We start from the raw sequence: 14,392 nt of genomic DNA, 5'->3' as shown, positions 1-14,392 counted from the left end.
TTTCGAAATGCGGGAGAAGTAAATTTCCCAATAGTTCGGAATTAAAGTGAAATTTAATTACAAGATCAGGCTGTGTCTGGGATAACAGAATAAAAGCCACCTTTTCGGGTAGCTTTTATACGAAAATATTGGAAGAAAAGTAATAACTAGAAACAATATTTGCGGATCGACTTACTCAGAACATCAATCGTTGGATCGATAAAATCGAAGCTTAGGAACTCATCTGGTTGGTGAGCTTGGTCGATTGAGCCTGGACCCAGCACTAAGGTTGGGCAAAGTTCTTGAAGGAAAGGTGCTTCTGTACAGTAGTTCACGGTTTGTGATTCAGTTTCGCAAACTGATTCCATGCCACCGATAAATGGATGGTCATGTTGGCACTCGTAACCCGGGATAGGTTCGTGCAGTGGCGTAATCTCAATTCTGCCCGGCCATTTTGCTTCTACTTCTTTGAGTGCGCTGCGCAGCATGTTATCCAAACCATCTAAGCTGATACCCGGTAAAGGACGTACATCGTAGTGCAGCTCACAGCAACCACAGATACGGTTCGCGCTGTCGCCACCGTGAATATGGCCAAGGTTTAGAGTGGGGCTTGGAATTGCGAAACCCGGGTGGTGATACTCTTTGACTAGCTTGTCACGCAGTTGCATTAAAGCGAACAACACTTCATGCATGATCTCGATGGCGTTGACACCTAATGCAGGATCAGAAGAGTGACCTGATTTACCCGTTACTCGCACAGCGTTAGCAACATGGCCTTTATGGCCACGAATCGGCACAAGGCTGGTTGGCTCACCAATAATGCAGTAATCCGGTTTAAACGGTGCATTTTCAGTGAAATGACGCGCACCCAGCATGGTGGTCTCTTCGTCACAGGTTGCCAATACATATAGCGGCTTGGTCTGTTTGCTCCAATCCATCTTCTTTGCCGCTTCATAAACGAAAGCGAAAAAGCCTTTCATATCGGCTGTGCCTAATCCATAGAAGCGATTGTTGTGTTCTGTTAGTGCGTGAGGGTCGAAGTTCCAACGTCCTTCATCAAATGGCACTGTGTCGCTGTGTCCTGCGAGTAGCAAGCCACCTTCGCCCGATCCCATCTTAGCGACCATATTATGCTTGCCGGGTTCGACTTCCACGACTTCAACGCTAAAGCCTACGTCTTTAAACCATTGAGCCATTTTTTCGATCACTTTCTCGTTGCCATGATCCCAGCTTGGATCGGTCGAGCTAATAGAGTCTGTGGAAATTAGGCCTTTGTAGACCTCAAGAAAACTCGGTAATTGCATAATAACTTCACTTCTACTATTGACAGGAAAACCATAAGTCGGTAAAACACATATTAAATCATATTTAATGCATAAGAAATCAAATAAAGCTAAAAATTAAGTATGAATAGTCAAATTTGAAATGTAACTTACCTCAAAAATGGATGTGTTGAGATGTTGAAAACCACGATCATTGGCGCAAGCGGCTACACAGGAGCAGAACTGGCTCTAATGATAAACAGACACCCTGAGCTCACGCTATCAGGTTTATATGTCTCAGCCAATAGTGTAGACGCAGGTAAACCTATTGCGGCACTGCACGGTAAGTTAGCTGGTTTGATTGATATGCCAGTACAACCTTTAACAAATCCGGAAGAAGTAGCTAAACAATCTGATGTAATTTTCTTAGCAACGGCACACGAAGTCAGTCACGACCTAGCGCCAATTTTTCTAGAGAACGATTGCCAAGTCTTCGACCTATCGGGTGCATTCAGAGTTAAAGGCGAAAACTTCTATCAAGAGTTTTACGGTTTTGAACATCAACACGAACAATGGCTAGACAAAGCGGCTTACGGTTTAGCGGAATGGAACGAACAAGAAATTAAAGAAGCTCAGCTTGTCGCTGTCGCGGGTTGTTACCCAACGGCATCACAACTGGCGATTAAACCTTTGGTTGAGGCCAAGTTACTGGATGAAAACCAATGGCCAGTGATTAACGCGACTAGCGGTGTGACTGGTGCAGGCCGCAAGGCGACGATGGTTAACAGCTTCTGCGAAGTAAGCCTGCAAGCTTATGGCGTCTTCAATCACCGTCATCAACCTGAAATGGCTGCACATTTAGGATGTGATGTGATTTTCACTCCACACCTCGGCAACTTTAAGCGCGGTATTTTAGCGACCATCACCATGAAACTGGCTGAAGGCGTGACAGAACAACAGATACAAGATGCCTTTGAACAAGCTTACCAAGGTAAACCAGCAGTGAGACTACTCGAAGAGACACTGCCAAGAATTCAAGATGTAGAGCAGACGCCTTTCTGCGACTTAGGTTGGAAGGTTCAAGGTCAACACATCATCGTTGTTTCAGCGATTGATAACTTATTAAAGGGTGCATCTAGCCAAGCGATGCAGTGTTTAAATTTACGTTATGGTTTTGCGCCATTAACTGCGTTAGTGTAAGGAAATCTAGATATGAGCCTTAATAATCAACCATTAATCATAAAGTTAGGTGGCGCTGCGCTATCTTGTGGTGAAACACTTAGCAAGTTATTTGGTGCTATCTCTGCTTACCAACAACAGGCACAACGACCAATCGTGATTGTTCACGGTGGCGGTTACCTTGTTGATGATTTGATGAATAAGTTGAATCTAGAAACCGTTAAGAAAGAAGGGCTACGTGTTACTCCTTATGATCAGATCCCTGTGATCGCTGGTGCACTAGCGGGCACGGCCAACAAACTACTTCAAGGTCAGGCAATTAAAGACGGTATCAATGCCGTTGGTTTAAGCCTAGCAGACGGTGGTTTATGCAAAGTGAGCGAACTGAACCCTGAACTGGGCGCGGTAGGAAAAGCGGAGCCGGGCGACTCAACCGTTCTGCAAGCGATTCTTAATGCGGGCGCACTGCCAATCATTAGCTCAATTGGTCTTACTGAGCAAGGTCAACTGATGAACGTCAATGCCGACCAAGCTGCGGTTGCCGTTGCGGGCGCACTTGATGCTGAACTGGTACTGCTTTCTGATGTAAGTGGTGTGTTGGATGGCAAAGGCCACCTCATTCCAAGTCTTAATCAACAGCAAGCCGATGACCTTATTGCCGGCAAAGTGATTACCGACGGCATGATCGTTAAGGTTCAAGCTGCACTAGAAGCCGCTAACGACCTTGGACGACCAATCGAAGTTGCCACTTGGCGATACCCAGAAAAGCTAACACAACTGTTTTCAGGTAAAAGCATAGGAACACAGTTTTTACCTCAGTAGGTCTCACAACGAGTCACTACTTAAAGAATTTAGACAAATTAAATAAACATATAATTATGAAGTCATTTCCAACGCTGACCGCCATGTGCAGTATGGAAACTAGGAGAAAGAAAATGAGCAAAGTTAACGTAAAGAAAGTTGTAGTAGCCTACTCTGGCGGTCTAGACACATCAGTAATCATTCCATGGTTGAAAGAGAACTATGACTGTGAAGTGGTTGCGTTTGTTGCGGATGTTGGTCAAGGCGACGAAGAGTTGATTGGTATCGAAGAGAAAGCAAAAGCTTCTGGTGCATCTGAGTGTTACATCGCAGACCTTAAAGAAGAGATGGTTGCTGACTACATCTACCCAACGCTGAAAACGGGCGCTTACTACGAAGGTAAATACCTACTAGGTACGTCGATGGCGCGTCCAATCATCGCGAAAGCACAGGTTGAAGTCGCACGTAAAGTAGGTGCAGACGCACTGTGTCACGGCTGTACTGGTAAAGGTAATGACCAAGTTCGTTTTGAAGGCGCATTTGCTGCACTAGCACCTGATCTACACGTAATTGCACCATGGCGTGAATGGGATCTAGTGAGTCGTGAAGAGTGTCTAGATTACCTGGCTGAGCGTAACATCCCTTGTACGGCTTCTCTTACTAAGATTTACTCGCGTGATGCAAACGCATGGCACATCTCAACAGAAGGCGGCGTTCTAGAAAACACATGGAATGCACCTAACGAAGATTGCTGGGCTTGGACGGTAGACCCTGAGCAAGCGCCAAACGAATCTGAAACAGTGACGCTTAAAGTTGAAAAAGGCGAAGTGGTTGCGGTTGATGGCGAAACAATGACGCCATACAACGCACTGGTTTACCTAAACGAAAAAGGAGCTAAGCACGGTGTTGGTCGTATCGATATCGTAGAGAACCGTCTTGTTGGCATGAAGTCTCGTGGTTGTTACGAAACTCCGGGTGGCACAATCATGATGGAAGCACTGCGTGCAGTAGAGCAACTGGTTCTTGATAAAGCGGCATTCGAATTCCGTGAAGAGCTCGGTGTTAAGGCTTCTCACCTTGTATACGATGGTCGTTGGTTCACTCCACTATGTAAGTCAATCCTTGCCGCGACAGAAGAGCTAGCACAAGACGTGAATGGTGAAGTGGTTATCAAGCTTTACAAAGGCCATGCAACGGTGACTCAGAAGCGTTCTGACAACAGCCTGTACTCAGAAGAGTTTGCAACCTTTGGTGAAGATGAAGTTTACGACCAAAGCCATGCTGAAGGCTTCATCCGCCTTTACTCGCTATCAAGCCGTATCCGTGCTTTGAATAGCCAAAAGTAATCCTAACAATGAGTTAGTGAGCTAGCCTTTGATGAAAGATTGAAGGTTAGTAAACAGACATTATTATGCAAAGCCCATTCACTATTGATTAGTGAGTGGGCTTTTTACTTTCTATTTGCCTAATAAATCAGCTTCGGTTTTTCCTATCGGATGGCATATAATTCGCGCTCCACGCTAAAAATAATCAATGGATTGAACTGTTGGTGAATAAATATGTGAAAATAATGAATTAATACTTTATTTTCATTTTGAATTGCCGTAAGTTTAAACCATCAGAAAAATACTGAATCTTAATCAGAATTATCATTTGCAAAAACAGTGAGCACTGTGCAATTAGGAGATACACAATGGCATTATGGGGCGGTAGATTTACCCAAGCAGCAGACACCCGGTTCAAAGATTTTAACGATTCTCTTCGTTTTGATTACCGATTGGCTGAGCAAGACATTGTGGGCTCAATTGCCTGGTCTAAAGCTCTACTGTCGGTCAACGTATTAACAGAAGAAGAGCAACAGAAGCTTGAGTTAGCGCTGAATGAGCTAAAACTTGAGGTGATGGAAGATCCTGAACAGATTCTACGTTCTGATGCAGAAGATATTCACAGCTGGGTTGAGCAGCAACTTATCGGCAAAGTCGGTGACTTGGGCAAAAAACTTCACACTGGCCGTTCTCGTAACGACCAAGTGGCGACAGACCTGAAACTATGGTGTCGTCAGCAAGGTAACCAACTGCTACTGGCATTGGATCGCCTACAAAGCCAAATGGTGAACGTTGCTTCTCAGCATCAAGAAACCGTGCTTCCTGGCTACACTCACTTACAACGTGCTCAGCCGGTAACTTTTGCTCACTGGTGCTTGGCTTACGTTGAAATGCTTGAGCGTGATTATTCACGTTTGAATGATGCGATTAAGCGTCTAGACACATGTCCGCTGGGTTCTGGTGCCCTTGCTGGAACAGCTTACCCGATGGACCGTGAAGAGTTAGCTCACAACTTAGGTTTCCGTCGTGCAACGCGCAACTCTCTAGATTCAGTTTCTGACCGCGACCATGTGATGGAGCTAATGTCGATTGCTTCTATCTCTATGCTTCACCTTTCGCGTCTTGCAGAAGATATGATTTTCTACAACTCAGGTGAATCAAACTTCATCGAGTTAGCGGATACCGTGACGTCAGGTTCATCTCTGATGCCACAAAAGAAAAACCCAGATGCGCTAGAGCTTATCCGTGGCAAAACTGGCCGTGTTTACGGTTCATTAGCGGCAATGATGATGACAGTAAAAGCTCTGCCTTTGGCGTACAACAAAGACATGCAAGAAGATAAAGAAGGTCTGTTCGACGCTTTAGATACTTGGAATGATTGTATGGAAATGGCAGCACTCTGTTTTGACGGCATTAAAGTGAACGGCGAACGTACACTTGAAGCCGCGAAACAAGGCTACGCGAACTCAACTGAATTGGCTGATTACCTAGTAGCGAAAGGGATTCCTTTCCGTGAAGCTCACCATATTGTTGGTGTGACGGTAGTGGCGGCGATTGCTAAAGGCTGTGCATTAGAAGAATTAACCATCGCAGAGATGAAAGAGTTCTCTGAGGTGATTGAGGAAGATGTGTATGACATCCTGACCATTGAATCGTGTCTTGAAAAACGTAGCGCGCTAGGCGGTGTATCTCCACAGCAAGTGGCTTACGCGGTTGACCAAGCTGAGAAACGTTTATCACAGCGTGATACGTCCATCGTCAAGGTTCGTCCTGCTCGTCTGACCGATATTGAAGCGTTGGAAGGTATGGTCGCTTACTGGGCGAACATGGGTGAAAACCTACCTCGTTCTCGTAATGAACTGGTGCGTGATATTGGCTCGTTTGCGGTCGCAGAGCATCATGGTGAGGTGACAGGTTGTGCATCACTCTATGTGTATGACTCTGGCCTAGCGGAAATCCGTTCACTGGGTGTCGAAGCTGGCTGGCAAGGTCAAGGGCAGGGTACCGCAATTGTGCAGCACTTGGTTGAGAAAGCGCGACAAATGGCCATCAAGAAGGTGTTTGTGCTGACTCGTACTCCAGAGTTCTTTATGAAGCATGATTTCTTACCAACATCGAAATCTCTGCTGCCTGAGAAGGTACTGAAAGATTGTGACCAGTGTCCTCGTCAACATGCGTGTGATGAAGTGGCATTGGAAGTGAACTTGGTAGAGCAGATAATTGCTAAGGTTAATGTTGCATAAGGCATTGATTTTATAACTCCTAAAAAAAAGATCAAAAATCTGATCTTTTTTGGGAACAAACTAAGAAAAGCCCGGTCTATTAAAGTACCACTGCTTTTTCTTAGAATTTTCTAAGAAAGCCCTAGAATCGATTGGTTCTGGGGCTTTTTTCTATCTGCTGTTCGGGAAATGACAATAGCTCGAAAATTATGATGAATTATCGGATTGTTTAGCCCTGTCTCTAATCACTACTCTTTATCCAATAAAGACTTCCAGCTAACGTTTTTTGCCCTTTAACGGTAGCACCACAAACTTCATGACCCAATGCAACGACAGCAAGCCACTGAACGCGAAAGCGGCCATCATCAACGCGATGGCATTGATGGTTTTTGGGTCTTCTCTGAAAAACAGCCACCATACTCCCCAACTCAAAATCGACAACACCATCAGCTGATTCATGCAACGCTGGCAGCGACCGAGTTTGTTACGGATTTTTTCACTTTTATTGCAATGAATGCATGTCATCTTGGGTTTGATTCGCGTTATGCTTGTTGCCCTGATAATAACACGTCACAAGATATTGGATCACGGTGACACAGAGAGAGAAAGTCGATGATTGAGCGCCAAGAAACCAAGCAACGTATGAGCCGTATTGTTAAACACAACGGTACTATCTACCTATGTGGCCAAGTTTGTGCTGATGCAACTAAAGACATCACTGAACAAACTCAAACCATGTTAGATAAAGTAGAAGCGCTACTTGAGCAAGCAGGCAGCGACAAAGAGCACATGCTGTCAGCAACGATTTACTTGAAAGACATGAAAGACTTCCAAGAAATGAACGCAGTTTGGGATGCATGGGTTCCAGAAGGTCACGCTCCAGCTCGCGCATGTGTGACTGGCGACATGGCTCGCGAAGCGCTACTTGTTGAGATCTCTGTGATTGCTGCTGAGAAGTAATTGCTTAAAGCTTTTAGTGACGCAATGGCTTCAAGAGATTCCAGATACCTCGTCCCTCGGTTCTGGAATGACGAGTTTAGTTTTGGTTTAGCTGATGCGTCACTTTGATTTGCTTCAGTTTAGACGCGTTTTGAAAAGCACCGTTATTCTGGTTAGCTTCGCCTAGACGTGTATGAAAATTGCTGTCATTCCCGAGAGCGACGAAGGAGCGTAATCGGGAATCTATAGTTTACTCGTTGCCAAAAACAAAAAGGAAAGCCAATGGCTTTCCTTTTTAGTATCTAACGTTTGTTAACTGCTAATTGACTGGCGCTAGTCTGAGATTAACAGCCCGGGCCACAATCCAGACAGTGTTTCACCATCTCTGGACCTAGGTGCAGTTTCGCATTCAGGTCACGTAGCGCTGTTCGTACACCTTCTTCGATTACTGGGTGGTAGAACGGCATGTCTAGCATCTCAGAAACCGTCATCTTGTTCTGGTGTGCCCATGCTAACAAGTGAGCCAAGTGTTCTGCGTTTGGTCCCATCATCTCAGCACCAAGGAAGCGGCCTGTACCTTGCTCGCCGTATACGTGCAGAATACCTTTGTTGCGCAGCATCACTCGAGAACGACCTTGGTTTTCGAAAGACACTTCACCCGTTGCGAAACAGCCACATGTGCCCAAGCGTGTGGTGATCTCTTTGTAGGTTTCACCAACCATCGCGATTTGCGGGTCAGAGAATACTGCCGAGATTTTAGAGCGGCGTAGGCCTGCACGAATCTCTGGGAAGCGACCTGCATTGTCACCCGCAATACGAGCTTGGTCTGCTGCTTCATGCAGTAGAGGCAGTTGGTTACTCGCATCACCAGCGATAAATATTGATGGTAGTGATGTTTGTAGCGTGTAGTGGTCTGCGATTGGCACACCACGTTCATCAAGCTCTAGAGAGATATTCTCTAAGCCAAGCTTGTCAGTGTTAGGGCGACGACCTGTTGCTGCCAGTACGTATTCAACGACGTTAGTTTCTAATTCACCTTGTTTATTGATGAACTGGATTTCGACACGTGGCTCACCCGATTCAGTGGTAATGCGCTTCATGCTTTCGATTTTCACGTCGGCATCGAGATAGAACTCTTCATTGAAAGCTTTATCTGCATAAGCCATGATCTCTGGATCAGTTACTGGGCCAACTTGACCACCCAAACCGAACAGTTTGGTCTTCACACCTAAGCGGTGCAGTGACTGACCAAGCTCAAGACCAATAACACCAGGGCCAAATACCGCAACCGATTCTGGTAAATCATCCCAGCTGAACACGTCGTCGTTAATGATCAGGCGATCGCCAAGCTCATTCCAAACGGCAGGGTATGCAGGGCGAGAACCGGTCGCGATAACAATACGCTTAGCGGTGACAACCGTGTGGTCATCAATTTGTAGTGTGTTGTCATCTAAGAACTTTGCGTAGCCAGAGATCTTGTCTTGCTCTGGGATTTCATCAACGCCTTCTAAAACAAAACCAACAAAACGGTCACGCTCAAACTTCACTCGCTCCATCACTTCACGACCGTTAATCACGATATCGCCTTGTGGGTGAACGCCAAAAGCCGGAGCTTTCTCGATTTGGTGTACGCTTTCTGCAGCTGCAATAAGCAGTTTAGATGGCATACAACCAACGCGAGCACAGGTAGTACCGTAAGGGCCGCCTTCAATCATCACGACACTGTCAGTGTGTGCTTTTGCAGCGCGGTAAGAACCTAGACCTGCCGTACCGCCCCCGATAACTGCTACATCTACATTGACTTGTTTCATAATAATTTTCTCGCAATGGCTGAATTTAGTTTGAACGAACCCCTCCAACTCTGGTGATTTTTTTGAGAGTCAGGATAACGGGTCAGTTTTGTGATTCTGTTTTATTAGGTTTAGCTTGTGACTCTGCTTTTATTGCTAACTATAGGTTAGTAAAAGACAGGCGAGTCACCAGCTATATTCTTTTTCCCAAAACTCAGATAAGAGTGTTTGGAATAGCTAACCCACAAGAGGGTGGGTTAGCTGATACTTCTAAGCCTATATCGGCGATGAAGCGATTAGCCTAGGAAAGTTTCTAGTTCTTCACTACCACCGATGTGTTTGCCACCGATGAATACTTGAGGAACGGTAGTGCGACCAGAGATTGCACGTAGGCTTACTGTTGTTGCATCTTTACCTAGAACCACTTCTTCGTAGTTCAGACCTTTGTCGATTAGGTTCTGTTTTGCTTTCATACAGAAAGGACAGCCTGGCTTAGTGAATACTGTGATTGACTCTTGCTCTTTGTGCTCAGGAGCAAGGTAGTTAAGCATAGTATCTGCATCAGAAACCTTGAACGGGTCGCCTGGTACGTCTTCTTCGATGAACATTTTTTCTACCACGCCGTTTTTAACCAGCATGCTGTAACGCCATGAACGTTTGCCGAAGCCGATGTCGTTTTTCTCAACTAGCATACCCATGCCGTCTGTGAAATCACCGTTACCATCTGGGATGAATGTGATGTTTTCCGCTTCTTGGTCTGCTTTCCAAGCGTTCATTACGAACGTGTCGTTTACAGAAACACAAAGGATGTCATCAACGCCGTTTTCTTTGAACACTGAATGTAGTTCGTTGTAACGAGGTAGGTGGCTTGAAGAACATGTTGGAGTAAACGCACCTGGTAGGCTGAATACGATAACTGTCTTGTCTTTGAAAAGCTCTTCTGTCGTTACGTTAACCCATGCATCGCCTTGGCGAGTTGGGAATGTTACTTGAGGGATTGATTGACCTTCTTTAGATGCAAACATATTGATTTCCTTAAATAGTATTTTTAATTTTGTTCTATTAGAGCTTAACGTTTTTCGTTGCTCTGTTTCGTTTTGTTGAGCCCATTATTAGATAAATTCTTTGATAGCTCTAATCGTTTGATGTTATGGTTTTGATAGGTAAATTCTATCAAGAGCATTTTTCTTTTAAATGTTTCTATGAAACCCCTTGTTCTTATTAAAACCTGAGGTAAGAGACTGATCATGAATATTCGTGACTTTGAATACTTGGTGGCGCTCGCAGAGCATAAACACTTCCGAAAAGCGGCAGAAGCGTGCTTTGTCAGTCAGCCGACACTAAGCGGTCAAATACGCAAACTCGAAGATGAAATTGGACTTCAGTTAACCGAGCGTAGTCCAAGGAAGGTAATATTTACAGAATCAGGGTTACAACTTGTTGAACAAGCCAAGCGTATTCTCAATGAAGTGAAAACTTTTAAAGATATGGCGAGTGGACACGGTGAAGCGATGACGGGGCCAATGCACATTGGTTTTATTCCAACCGTGGGTCCTTACATCTTGCCTAAGATTGTTCCTCATCTTAAAGAGAGCTTCCCAGATCTTGAGCTTTACCTGCATGAAGCTCAGACCCATCAGTTAGTGAGTCAACTTGAAGACGGCAAGCTTGATTGCTTGGTACTGGCTGCGGTTGATGAAACGGCGGTGTTTAAAGAGATTGATGTGTATGACGAGCCGTTAAGTGTTGCCGTTCCATGTGACCACGAGTGGGCTCAACAAGACACTGTCGATATGCTGCAGCTAAATGGACAAACCGTACTGGCGCTAGGTGACGGTCACTGTTTAAGAGACCAAGCCTTGGGTTTCTGTTTTGCTGCGGGTGCCAAAGATGACGAGCGCTTTAAGGCAACCAGCTTAGAAACGCTGCGTAACATGGTCGCGGCGGGGGCGGGCATTACCTTGCTACCTCAGTTATCGGTGCCAAAGGAAAAGCAGAAAGATGGTGTGTGTTACGTACCTGCGGTGAATCCAACACCTTCACGTCGAATTGTCGTGGCTTATCGTCCGGGCTCTCCATTGAAGGGACGTTTCGAGCAACTGGCTGAGACGATTCGAACTCAACTGGAGAAGACGGCTTAGCGCTTGAATTTAGAGCCTAGTCTGGTCAGATATAGATATATAAAAAGGGTTGATATGAATTCATATCAACCCTTTTTGTTGGTTCATGTTACTAGGTTCTACAAACCTTAGTTAGAACAGTTCTTCTACTGCTTCACCTGATGAGGTTGAGTAGATGTCATCATTGAAACGTTCAGTGATGTACTCGGTTGGCTCTGTGCCTTTCTCGAAGTACTCGAACATTGATGAGCTATCGAACTTGTTGGTCAGTAAGCCAGTTTCACGGTCGATACGAACACGGACGATGTTCTCAGGAATCTCTTTACGCTCAGCAGGAACACCCGCTAACGCCGTACCCATGAAATCAACCCATGCAGGTTCTGCTGTTTTCGCGCCAGCTTCTGCACCCGTAATTTGGTTCTTACCAAGATTTGAGTTCGCTTTGGTTCTGCCTAGGTTGCGGTTGTGGTTATCAAAACCAACCCATACCGTTGCAACCATGCCAGGGCCGTAACCGCTGTACCAAGTATCTTTCGAATCGTTGGTGGTACCCGTTTTTCCGCCAATGTCACGACGCTTCAACGGCTGTGCACGCCAACCTGTACCGTTCCAACCCGTACCTGCGCTCCAATCACCGCCACCCCAGATGTTGCTGTACATCATTTCACGAACAAGGAATGCGTTCTGTTCAGAGATAACTTGAGGTGCGTATTGTACTTTGGCATCCACATCTTGCTCTGCAAACTCATCAGCCATTGGGTCTGAGGTCATTTGCTGTTGGCAATCGTCTTTACAAACCACTTTTGGTGTCGCTTCAAATTCAGTCTCACCAAATGGTGTCTCAATGCGGCTGATGTAGAAAGGTTCAACGTAGTAGCCGCCATTAGCGAATACTGAGTAACCTTGAGCTACTTTCATTGGCGTTAAGCTACCCGCACCCAGAGCAATGGTCTCTGAACGAGGCACTTCGTCAATATCAAAACCAAATCGAGTTAGGTAGTTACGAGTATCATCTAGGCCTACTTCGCGCAGTACACGTACCGCCATTACGTTTTTAGACTGAGCTAAGCCAATACGTAAACGAGTTGGACCCACGTAAGTCGGTGGCGAGTTCTTTGGTCGCCATGCGGTACCTTGGCTCTTATCCCATTGGTTAATCGGTGCATCGTTGATCAGTGAGGCTAGCGTTAAGCCTTTCTCAATCGCTGCTGAGTAGATAAAGGGTTTGATACCAGAACCCACCTGACGAATAGATTGCGTTGCACGGTTGAACTTGTTGTGGACAAAGTTAAAGCCACCGACCATCGACAATACCGCGCCGTTGTTCGGGTTCATTGCAACAAATGCTGTGTTCGCATTCGGTACTTGGCTTAGTCGCCATACAATCGGTGTTTCTGATTCTGCAGTCGCTGACTCTTCTGTCGGCTCTTCAGAGACTTCATCGCCGGTAACGGCTTCATGGCGAACCCAGATTTGTTCACCAACAGCCAGAATTTCTTTCGCTTGAGAAGGCGCTGGTCCTTGGCGGTTATCCGTTAGGAATTTACGCGCCCAGTTCATGCCTTGCCATTCGATAGTGCCTTCACCTTGGTTCTTAACCCAAATTTGAGCACTTTTCGAATCAACCGCGGTAACAACAGCAGGGACTAGGTCACCATAGGTTGGTTGAGACTTAAGGTGTTTAACGATTTGTTCTTGATCCCACGCTGATTGCGCAGTCTGCCACAATACTTTTTCAGCACCACGGTAGCCGTGACGCTCATCGTAGCCAAGTAGGTTCTTAATTGCGGCTTGGTTCGCTGCTTTTTGCAGTTTCGAATCAACGGTCGTGTAGACCTTCATGCCTGATGTATAAGCTTCTTCACCATAGCGTTCCACCATCCAAGCACGTGCAACTTCTGCAACATACGGTGCGCTCAGTTCAATTTCTGCACCATGGTACTTCGAGATCAGCTTTTCACTGCGAGCTTCATCAAATTCTGCTTGAGTGATGTATTTCTCGTCTAACATACGACGTAATACAACGTTACGACGGTTAGTCGCGCGCTCAACAGAGTAAATAGGGTTCATTGTCGAAGGTGCTTTTGGCATACCCGCAAGGGTCGCAATTTCACTCAGCGTGAGATCAGGAAGATCTTTACCGAAGTAAACACGTGCTGCCGCGCCAAAACCATACGAACGGTGACCAAGGAAGATCTTGTTGACGTAAAGCTCCATGATCTCTTCTTTACTAAGAAGTTGCTCAATGTGGATCGCAATGAAGATCTCTTTGATCTTACGCATAATCTTTTTCTCATTAGATAAGAAGAAGTTACGCGCAAGCTGCTGAGTAATGGTACTAGCACCTTGTTTGGCTGAACCCGACATTGCAACCACGAGTGCTGCACGTGTGATACCGATTGGGTCAATACCTGGGTGTTCATAGAAACGGCTATCTTCGGTGGCAATCAGAGCCTCAACTAAGTGGCGAGGAATCTCGTCATAAGTCACTGGATTACGACGCTTTTCACCAAATTGAGAGATCAGCTTACCGTCTTGACTGAAGACTTGCATCGGCGTTTGGAGTTCTACGTCGCGCAAAGTGGCAACATCAGGCAACTCTGGTTTTACGTAAAAATAAAACCCGAAAATTGTACTGACTCCAAGAATCATGCAAATCAATGTAAATATGAATAATCGCTTTATGAACTTCACCGGATAATCCCTGATTAGTTAAGGCTGATAAGCAGCAAACCCTTGTACTCTAGGCTAAAAACTTAGCTTTCGTTTATTAAC

General features: G+C 45.6%; 12 protein-coding genes. 6 read left to right on the top strand and 6 right to left on the bottom strand.

Annotated elements, in window-relative coordinates; genetic code table 11:
* Positions 1 to 146: 146 nt before the first annotated feature.
* Complete coding sequence (gene argE / locus AB4375_RS01140) at positions 147 to 1,283, bottom strand: acetylornithine deacetylase (protein WP_009848891.1); 1,137 nt, start codon at positions 1,281 to 1,283, stop codon at positions 147 to 149.
* 153 nt (positions 1,284 to 1,436) lie between these two features.
* Between argE and argC the strand changes: the two genes are divergently transcribed.
* The 4 genes from argC to argH all read left to right on the top strand — a co-directional run bounded on the left by argC (position 1,437) and on the right by argH (position 6,789).
* Positions 1,437 to 2,441 (top strand): N-acetyl-gamma-glutamyl-phosphate reductase, encoded by a 1,005-nt coding sequence (argC, locus tag AB4375_RS01135; RefSeq protein WP_017063685.1) that lies wholly within the window; start codon positions 1,437 to 1,439, stop codon positions 2,439 to 2,441.
* A gap of 12 nt (positions 2,442 to 2,453) precedes the next feature.
* Positions 2,454 to 3,242 (top strand): acetylglutamate kinase, encoded by a 789-nt coding sequence (gene argB, locus AB4375_RS01130; RefSeq protein ID WP_017063686.1) that lies wholly within the window; start codon positions 2,454 to 2,456, stop codon positions 3,240 to 3,242.
* A gap of 113 nt (positions 3,243 to 3,355) precedes the next feature.
* Positions 3,356 to 4,567, top strand: coding sequence for an argininosuccinate synthase (locus AB4375_RS01125; RefSeq protein WP_017061137.1), 1,212 nt, complete (start codon positions 3,356 to 3,358; stop codon positions 4,565 to 4,567).
* 347 nt (positions 4,568 to 4,914) lie between these two features.
* A complete protein-coding gene (gene argH, locus AB4375_RS01120) occupies positions 4,915 to 6,789 on the top strand; it encodes an argininosuccinate lyase (protein WP_017061136.1) in 1,875 nt (624 codons plus the stop codon).
* Positions 6,790 to 7,044: 255 nt separating this feature from the next.
* Here the strand turns inward: argH and AB4375_RS01115 are convergent, their stop codons facing one another.
* Positions 7,045 to 7,293, bottom strand: coding sequence for a DUF3624 domain-containing protein (locus AB4375_RS01115; RefSeq protein ID WP_029235423.1), 249 nt, complete (start codon positions 7,291 to 7,293; stop codon positions 7,045 to 7,047).
* 87 nt (positions 7,294 to 7,380) lie between these two features.
* On the opposite strand from AB4375_RS01115, the gene AB4375_RS01110 reads away from it, so the two are divergent.
* Entirely contained in the window at positions 7,381 to 7,728 is a 348-nt protein-coding gene (locus tag AB4375_RS01110; RefSeq protein ID WP_004729674.1) for a RidA family protein, read from the top strand.
* A gap of 323 nt (positions 7,729 to 8,051) precedes the next feature.
* Here the strand turns inward: AB4375_RS01110 and AB4375_RS01105 are convergent, their stop codons facing one another.
* From AB4375_RS01105 to AB4375_RS01095, 3 genes are all read right to left on the bottom strand, one after another.
* Positions 8,052 to 9,518: a dihydrolipoyl dehydrogenase gene (locus AB4375_RS01105; protein ID WP_017068841.1), complete on the bottom strand. Its 1,467-nt coding sequence runs from the start codon at positions 9,516 to 9,518 to the stop codon at positions 8,052 to 8,054.
* Between the two features lie 275 nt (positions 9,519 to 9,793).
* On the bottom strand, positions 9,794 to 10,522 hold the full coding sequence (locus tag AB4375_RS01100) for a glutathione peroxidase (protein ID WP_017061133.1): 729 nt from the start codon (positions 10,520 to 10,522) through the stop codon (positions 9,794 to 9,796).
* Positions 10,523 to 10,566: 44 nt separating this feature from the next.
* Positions 10,567 to 10,746 (bottom strand): hypothetical protein, encoded by a 180-nt coding sequence (locus tag AB4375_RS01095; RefSeq protein ID WP_017068839.1) that lies wholly within the window; start codon positions 10,744 to 10,746, stop codon positions 10,567 to 10,569.
* Between AB4375_RS01095 and oxyR the strand changes: the two genes are divergently transcribed.
* The gene (oxyR, locus tag AB4375_RS01090) at positions 10,745 to 11,638 is read left to right on the top strand and encodes a DNA-binding transcriptional regulator OxyR (RefSeq protein ID WP_017061132.1); all 894 of its coding nucleotides are present in this window, start codon (positions 10,745 to 10,747) and stop codon (positions 11,636 to 11,638) included. The genes AB4375_RS01095 and oxyR overlap by 2 nt on opposite strands.
* A 111-nt stretch (positions 11,639 to 11,749) precedes the next feature.
* Here the strand turns inward: oxyR and AB4375_RS01085 are convergent, their stop codons facing one another.
* On the bottom strand, positions 11,750 to 14,311 hold the full coding sequence (locus tag AB4375_RS01085) for a penicillin-binding protein 1A (protein ID WP_372050880.1): 2,562 nt from the start codon (positions 14,309 to 14,311) through the stop codon (positions 11,750 to 11,752).
* Positions 14,312 to 14,392 lie beyond the last annotated feature (81 nt).

The organism is Vibrio sp. 10N.261.51.C6, from assembly GCF_041471785.1.
GTDB lineage: Bacteria > Pseudomonadota > Gammaproteobacteria > Enterobacterales > Vibrionaceae > Vibrio > Vibrio crassostreae_C.
Note: the sequence above shows the minus strand (reverse complement) of the source record. Positions and strands in the feature narration are given on the sequence as shown.

Bases quoted from the DNA above. Each gene is read 5' to 3' on its own strand.
- argE (WP_009848891.1), bottom strand. From the start codon at position 1,283: ATGCAATTACCGAGTTTTCTTGAGGTCTACAAAGGCCTAATTTCCACA.
- argC (WP_017063685.1), top strand. From the start codon at position 1,437: ATGTTGAAAACCACGATCATTGGCGCAAGCGGCTACACAGGAGCAGAA.
- argB (WP_017063686.1), top strand. From the start codon at position 2,454: ATGAGCCTTAATAATCAACCATTAATCATAAAGTTAGGTGGCGCTGCG.
- AB4375_RS01125 (WP_017061137.1), top strand. From the start codon at position 3,356: ATGAGCAAAGTTAACGTAAAGAAAGTTGTAGTAGCCTACTCTGGCGGT.
- argH (WP_017061136.1), top strand. From the start codon at position 4,915: ATGGCATTATGGGGCGGTAGATTTACCCAAGCAGCAGACACCCGGTTC.
- AB4375_RS01115 (WP_029235423.1), bottom strand. From the start codon at position 7,293: ATGACATGCATTCATTGCAATAAAAGTGAAAAAATCCGTAACAAACTC.
- AB4375_RS01110 (WP_004729674.1), top strand. From the start codon at position 7,381: ATGATTGAGCGCCAAGAAACCAAGCAACGTATGAGCCGTATTGTTAAA.
- AB4375_RS01105 (WP_017068841.1), bottom strand. From the start codon at position 9,518: ATGAAACAAGTCAATGTAGATGTAGCAGTTATCGGGGGCGGTACGGCA.
- AB4375_RS01100 (WP_017061133.1), bottom strand. From the start codon at position 10,522: ATGTTTGCATCTAAAGAAGGTCAATCAATCCCTCAAGTAACATTCCCA.
- oxyR (WP_017061132.1), top strand. From the start codon at position 10,745: ATGAATATTCGTGACTTTGAATACTTGGTGGCGCTCGCAGAGCATAAA.
- AB4375_RS01095 (WP_017068839.1), bottom strand. From the start codon at position 10,746: ATGATCAGTCTCTTACCTCAGGTTTTAATAAGAACAAGGGGTTTCATA.